Here is a 6,284-nt window from a genome sequence, read left to right as displayed (position 1 = left end):
GACTGGTATGGATAACGATTATATGATTCGAGTTCTCAGTTCTTGTTTCATTGACTCTACATTAGGTTCTTCTCAGCCCTTATGTCAAGCCTAGTTGAGATGCTCTTACCCTGCGCATATATTGAGAAATTCTTTTAATCAGATTACGTCCTGTATCGTTAACTAATGCATATTCAGTAAGTTTATTTCCATATTTTGTATTAGCAAAATAGTTTATTACTTGCTGTGATTTGTTATTAATTAATAAAAAATCATCTGGTCTAAGTGCATTGAGGATAGGCGTTAGCATTCCCATCTCGAAATCTTCGCAATAAGGAAACTGTGAAAACTGCCTACAGGCTAATGACAACTTCTCTGGATTCTCGTTGCAGCAACAGACAAAATTTAAAATGGCAATAGCAATTTGTTCCCAGTTTTCAGATTGTGTCAAAGTTGCTCCCTCAAACCATTCTTGAATATCTTCAGTAACAGATGGGGTCATATTAATCCAAGCACCTCTTTGACGATTGTTGCTTGTATTGCTATGAGGCAGCAGTTGTAGTAAGACTAATTCTTTTACATTTTCTCCAGTATCTGCTATTGCTCTAATTGCTTCAAAGTTACGACACGCTTGCTGACGCTGCTGGGTGTAGGATTTGATATGACCTATCCCATCTACTGTATAGGGATATGAGCTTATGAATTCCTGAAATAATTTTATGAATTCAAATTTATTATCATCTAGCATGAACAATTAAATTAAAGATTATTTATTGATAGAAGAAATTGCTGTATTGTCTTGAATTATAGACTCAAATAACTTAAATTCACTTTTGTTCAAGTAACGATAACTTTGAGGAGGTTGAAATTTTGGAATTTTTTCCCGTAATATTTCTAATTTAATCGGTATAGGTAAAATTTTGATGTTTTTAATAAAAATAGCAACAATTAATGAAGCATCATTATAATAGCTTTTGAATTCGCTAGGACTAATACCAGCTATATTTTCAATTTCCTGCCAAAAATCATTTAGGTCTTTAGGTAATTTTTGAATTTCATTTTGAATGATATTACTTACTTCAAATGTACCAACTAAGGCTTTTTTAGGAGATGAAACATATACTAAAACTAAATCACCATTTTTTAAGCGAGTACGAACCCGACGCAGTTCTACCTGTTTTTCACCAGAAAATATTTTTTCTGCATATTGAGGTTTAATTGACAACAGTAATATAGTATTAAACATGATATTTTTTACGCTTTATTTCTAATACCTAAAGTATATAATTGATGGAAATAATGTTTCTCTATTTTACAAGCTGACTGAAATGATTGTTTATTATTTAAAATTTGTTGGACTTTATTTAAGGTTATAATATTTTTGAATGGCTCTGTATTACTGAAACGAATCGCCATAATATATCCGTTCTTGTCCGGAGAGATATTCATGATATCATCTAATTTATAAACTCCTAATCTTTGGAAACGTTGATAAAGCTCTTTGGGCTTACCAATGACAACTTCATCAACAAAAGAACAGGCTCTAAGAGAGCTTACTCCACAATATGAATGATACTTATCTTGACTCACATACCATATAATTCGACAAGGAGCATTTAATCTCCTTGAATTTATCACTGACCTATAGTACACAGCTTCCCGGTTAAATGATAGCTCTATTTTTGAACCAAATAGTGTTTGCCTCGCTAAATCACCATCAAATAAATCCATTGCATATCTAGGTTCAATAGGAATTATAAAGTTATCAATTTCAGCATCAATTATTTTTACTGGAAAAAGAAATTTTTCTACACTTGCTGACGCTTGAACATCTTTGATTAAGTCTTCTTGCTTAAGAATACCAGCAATTTGAAGACAAAAATTAAATTCTTCTCCTAAATTGGTAGATAGATTAGTAAGATAAGTTGAGAGTTGGGAAGCATTTGTTGCAACTCCCAAATTTACCTTCAACCATCCGTTATCAACCCTAACAAAATTATCTTCTTGGATAGCAGTTCTTACTGTTTCTTCTAAGTTGATATCAGTAATCCTGGTAAATTGTCTATTGTTTTGAGTAGAATATAATATAGCTTTAAAAATTAAGTGCCGTGCTAGTGTAGCTGATAAAGAATGATTACCAACCCTGATTAGAGGTAATTCTAACTCATGTTTTTTATGTTTATGGTAAACAAATAAAGCAAGAGGTTGCCGCTCTTTATCAAGAATTACATAACAGTCAAATTTATCATTTTCTGCAATAAATCGACGTAACTGTTGTTGAAATCCAGGTTTAGTTTCACCTTTATTAATACAAGTAAAGTGGTTAGTTAATAAATCTTCCTGTCCTCGATTAATTAATACTTGCTCTAGTGAAGTACCAGCCAAGCGTACAGGCTGATAATCGGGTTTATTGCGAAGTTCATCTAGTTGACTAATTAGTTCACTTGGACTCAACACAGAAAGTTTAAAGTTATCATATAATTCGCCTGAAAGTTCTAATAAAGGTTGCTCATTAGTAACAAATACATGGGAATCAGATGCTATGGCTCTAGCTAGATGACGTAAATCAATATCATCTATTGATACTTTGTTAATCAAAAAAATATTTTGCAACTTTTGTTGCATTTGGTCTAAATTTTGATTGTGTGATGGTAAACGAGTAAAATTGTTGGCTATTTTTTTCTGTAATCTCCTCTCTTGGTGATCACAAATAAGACTGATATAGTTAAAAATTTCATCGGTTATACATAACTCTAATCCTGGTTGTAGCCAATCACTTAAAAGTGATTTTCCTGCTTCATTTTTACCATCTTCATCTGTATATAAATATGAAAAAATCTTTCTATCAATTACAACACAAAGTTTTGATTCTAGTTTTTGTACAGGAATGGAAGAGAATAGATTAGTATGCCCATGATCAAACCACCAATATCCAAGTAGTTTTCTCTCTTTACTTTTACCTATTTTATCATATTGATAAACAAAACCCAGGTTAGCCCACATTGGTTGTAATCCATAATCATGCCGACAACTTAAGCCAATACCAGTATATCTTTGTTCAGTAATTCTCTTGAGTTCATCAACTAGGAGTTTGGTTATACCTTTTTTTCTATGTAATGGTGCTATGCAAAGATGAACAATAGTAATCCTATCATATGAATTGCGATATAGTAGATATCCAATACATTTGCCTTCTGGCTCAATAGCTACAAGTATCTGACGTTTTACAGCACGTTCTATAAAAGCATCTTTAGGAAACAAGCCAAGAGTTGATCTATTTGGACTCCATAAATCTATTACTGCTGGTAAATGCGGAGATTTATCATCAATAGCTTCTATCTTAATATCATGGTTTTTTGTCATAAAGTTGAACCTTTGTAGGTACAAAAATCACTCAAACAATTATTTATATTAACATTATTGTCAGCACTAACTATTTTATCCTAAGTCAAGCAACGCCAATAAACCTGCACCAATTGCAGGTTCATAACGGGGAGAAATAACTCTCACAAAAGAAAAATCCTTAACAATAGTCGCTGCAAATCTCTCTTGCATTTTGCATCTACCTCGCCAAACACTTCCCGTTGTGACTACTTCTAAAACTGACTCAGAATTAAAAATTGCTTCAATAACTGTAGATGTCGCTTTTACTAATTCTTGCACAGCATCATTAATTATCCGATTCGCTAGTTCATCACCTGAAGCTGCTGCAAAATCTACAACTGGTGCTAAAGCTGCTATCTCTTTAACTCCCCAGCCTCGCCGATATATTACTTCTATTAAATCTTCTATACTCACTAGACTAAGATGTTGTTTGAAATCTTCAACTAAACTTGTTGATATTTCACGTCCATCATAAGATTTCAATGCAGCTTGCATCCCTGCAACAGCGATTTTATAAGCGCTACCTTCATCACCTAAAATATAACCCCACCCACCAACTCGCTTAGTTTTTCTTTGCTGATTTCGCCCGAAAACTATCGAACCAGTACCCGCTGCAACTACAATTCCTACATCATGACCAATTCCACCCATTAAAGCTATTAAAGCATCATTGCAAATTACAATATTCTCTGGTTGTGATTCCCAGTTAATAGGCAATTCTTGCACTAATTTTTTGATAATTTCAATATCTTCTGTACGTCCTACACCCGCTAAACCCAAGCAAATCGCTGAAATATTTACATTATTTGTAATCTTTATCGCCTCGTGAATTGCATCTTTAATTGATTGTAACGTTGCTGCAATACCTAAAGTTTGGTAATTAGACGGGCCTGCTTCCCCACGCCCTATCACTTGACGTGCATTATTCATTAAAACGCAGACAGTTTTGCTACCACCGCCATCAATTCCTAAAACGTAATTCATGATAAAACTTTTAATTTAGATGAGGCGGAGCCTCACGGATAGCATTCCCAGCCAGAGGCTAGGAACGAGCAATTTAGATTTACTCTCTGTTAGGGTTGCGGGGTGAGGGTCTTCGATTAAAGTGATTTCTCTTCTTTTAATGGAATAAAAAACAGAGTTATCATTCCTGGAATGGTGAGTAAACAAACTAAAACAAAAAATAATGGATAACCTATTGCTTTTTGAATTGCGCCACTAATTGCTCCGGGTAACATTAAACCTAAAGCCATTAATCCAGTAGATATGGCGTAATGAGAAGTTTTGTATTTACCTTGGGCGGTATACATTAAATAAACACTAAAAGCTGTAAATCCTAAACCATAGCCAAATTGCTCTAAGGAAACCAGGGGATAAATTAATGCCAGCGATGGTTTAGCATAAGCTATATATACATAAAATATGTCGGGCAGGTTCAAGGCTAAAGCCATTGGAAACAGACATTTTTTTAATCCATATTTGGCTATTAACGCTCCTCCTAAAATGCCACCGATAATCAGGGAAAGTACACCAAATGTTCCATATACCCAGCCAAACTCTTCTGTTGATAAACCTAAGCCTCCATTTTCTATTTTCTCCACTAGAAACAAAGACGCTATTTTGAGTAGCATTGCTTCGCCTAATCTGTAGAATAAGATAAATGCTAAAATTGCTCCTATCTTTTCTTGCTGAAAATATGTGCTAATGACTTCCCAGAAAGGTATTTTTTCTGGTTTTATTTCTGATATACTTGGTGTGTCTGATTCAGGTAACGGTAAAATCAGACGATGGAAAATAAAAAGTATCGCAAATATGGCTGCGGAGAAACCTATAGATATAGTCCAACTTAAAGGAATATTATTCAGGCTTTTTTCTAGCCTACCTGCTAACACTACTAAAAACCCGCTACCGAATAAGACAGCTAGCCGATAAAATAGTGAGCGAATACCCACAAAAAAAGCTTGCTGCGCTGGATTTAAAGCCAACATATAAAAGCCATCTGTGGCAATGTCATAAGTAGCTGAAATAAATGCCCCAACTGTCAATGCTGTTAAGGACAAGAAAAAGAAGTTTTGTAGTTGTAAAGATAAGGCGACCAAAGTCAAGCAACAAAACATGGCAAATTGAGTGATGAGTATCCATGTTCTTTTGGTTGAGTAAATATCGACAAGTGGCCCCCAAAACTTTTTGATCACCCAAGGGAGATAAAGAAAACTTGTCCAAGCGGTTATTTGTTCGTTATCTATTCCGAGTTTTTTGTAAAATATTACGGCAACTGTGCTGATGATGACGTTGGGGACGCCTTCGGCAAAGTATAGGGTGGGAATGTAAGTCCAGGGGGAACGGGTGGGGGTTTGAGGTTTCATGGAGTAACGAACCGCAAAGGACGCAAAGGGCGCAAAGGAAAGAAGGAAAGATTAAGAAGAGAGGATAATGCGTTTGATGCCGTCTTTGAGGAGGGAGACGTTAAAGTTTATGAGGAGGGCCAGCGGATAGTTGGTCATTTTGAGGTAAGAAAGGACTTGTGCTTCGTGGATGGGGGTTAAATTTTGAACGGCTTTCAATTCAATAATTAGAAAGTCTCCAACTAAGAAATCTAATTTACCCTCCCCTACTGGACGACCTTTGTAATGTACTTTGACTGGATGCTCAAACTTATGAGGTATCTCGCGTATCAGAAATTCTTCTCTCAACGCCCTATGGTATACCTCCTCCAAAAACCCAGACCCTAATACCCTATGTACTTCAATCGCCGCCCCAATAACTCCATAAGCTAGATTCTCTACCTGCTGACTTGGCTGCCTCATCTTACAAGAAACAGACGGGAGTTTGAAAGCCCCGGAGGAACAGGCGCACAGCGCCATACTCCGTACTTCAGACCGGGGATGAAAAACGACTCGGTAGGCTTTAGCCTACCTGTA

6 protein-coding genes are annotated in these 6,284 nt (G+C 35.5%); all 6 read right to left on the bottom strand.

Translation table 11 applies throughout. From position 1 onward, the window contains the following. Nucleotides 1-79 precede the first annotated feature (79 nt). The 6 genes from H6G32_RS26130 to H6G32_RS26105 all read right to left on the bottom strand — a co-directional run bounded on the left by H6G32_RS26130 (nt 80) and on the right by H6G32_RS26105 (nt 6,170). The gene (locus H6G32_RS26130) at nt 80-727 is read right to left on the bottom strand and encodes a hypothetical protein (RefSeq protein ID WP_190463644.1); all 648 of its coding nucleotides are present in this window, start codon (nt 725-727) and stop codon (nt 80-82) included. An 18-nt stretch (nt 728-745) separates the two neighbouring features. After that, nucleotides 746-1,225, bottom strand: a complete 480-nt coding sequence (locus H6G32_RS26125; protein ID WP_190463642.1) for an ASCH domain-containing protein — start codon at nt 1,223-1,225, stop codon at nt 746-748. Nucleotides 1,226-1,233: 8 nt separating this feature from the next. Beyond that, on the bottom strand, nt 1,234-3,342 hold the full coding sequence (locus tag H6G32_RS26120) for a GNAT family N-acetyltransferase (protein ID WP_190463640.1): 2,109 nt from the start codon (nt 3,340-3,342) through the stop codon (nt 1,234-1,236). 75 nt (nt 3,343-3,417) lie between these two features. Continuing rightward, entirely contained in the window at nt 3,418-4,347 is a 930-nt protein-coding gene (locus tag H6G32_RS26115) for an N-acetylglucosamine kinase (protein ID WP_190463637.1), read from the bottom strand. A gap of 116 nt (nt 4,348-4,463) precedes the next feature. Beyond that, nucleotides 4,464-5,729 carry an MFS transporter gene (locus tag H6G32_RS26110; RefSeq protein ID WP_190463636.1) on the bottom strand — a complete coding sequence of 422 codons (1,266 nt, stop codon included), beginning with the start codon at nt 5,727-5,729 and terminating at the stop codon, nt 4,464-4,466. Nucleotides 5,730-5,780: 51 nt separating this feature from the next. Continuing rightward, nucleotides 5,781-6,170, bottom strand: a complete 390-nt coding sequence (locus H6G32_RS26105) for a GxxExxY protein (RefSeq protein ID WP_190463634.1) — start codon at nt 6,168-6,170, stop codon at nt 5,781-5,783. Between the last annotated feature and the right edge of the window lie 114 nt (nt 6,171-6,284).

This window comes from Cylindrospermum sp. FACHB-282 (assembly GCF_014697195.1).
Classification (GTDB): Bacteria; Cyanobacteriota; Cyanobacteriia; order Cyanobacteriales; family Nostocaceae; genus Cylindrospermum.
This window is presented reverse-complemented; position numbering and strand designations above follow the sequence as displayed.

Bases quoted from the DNA above. Each gene is read 5' to 3' on its own strand.
- H6G32_RS26110 (WP_190463636.1), bottom strand. From the start codon at position 5,729: ATGAAACCTCAAACCCCCACCCGTTCCCCCTGGACTTACATTCCCACC.
- H6G32_RS26125 (WP_190463642.1), bottom strand. From the start codon at position 1,225: ATGTTTAATACTATATTACTGTTGTCAATTAAACCTCAATATGCAGAA.
- H6G32_RS26115 (WP_190463637.1), bottom strand. From the start codon at position 4,347: ATGAATTACGTTTTAGGAATTGATGGCGGTGGTAGCAAAACTGTCTGC.
- H6G32_RS26130 (WP_190463644.1), bottom strand. From the start codon at position 727: ATGCTAGATGATAATAAATTTGAATTCATAAAATTATTTCAGGAATTC.
- H6G32_RS26120 (WP_190463640.1), bottom strand. From the start codon at position 3,342: ATGACAAAAAACCATGATATTAAGATAGAAGCTATTGATGATAAATCT.
- H6G32_RS26105 (WP_190463634.1), bottom strand. From the start codon at position 6,170: ATGAGGCAGCCAAGTCAGCAGGTAGAGAATCTAGCTTATGGAGTTATT.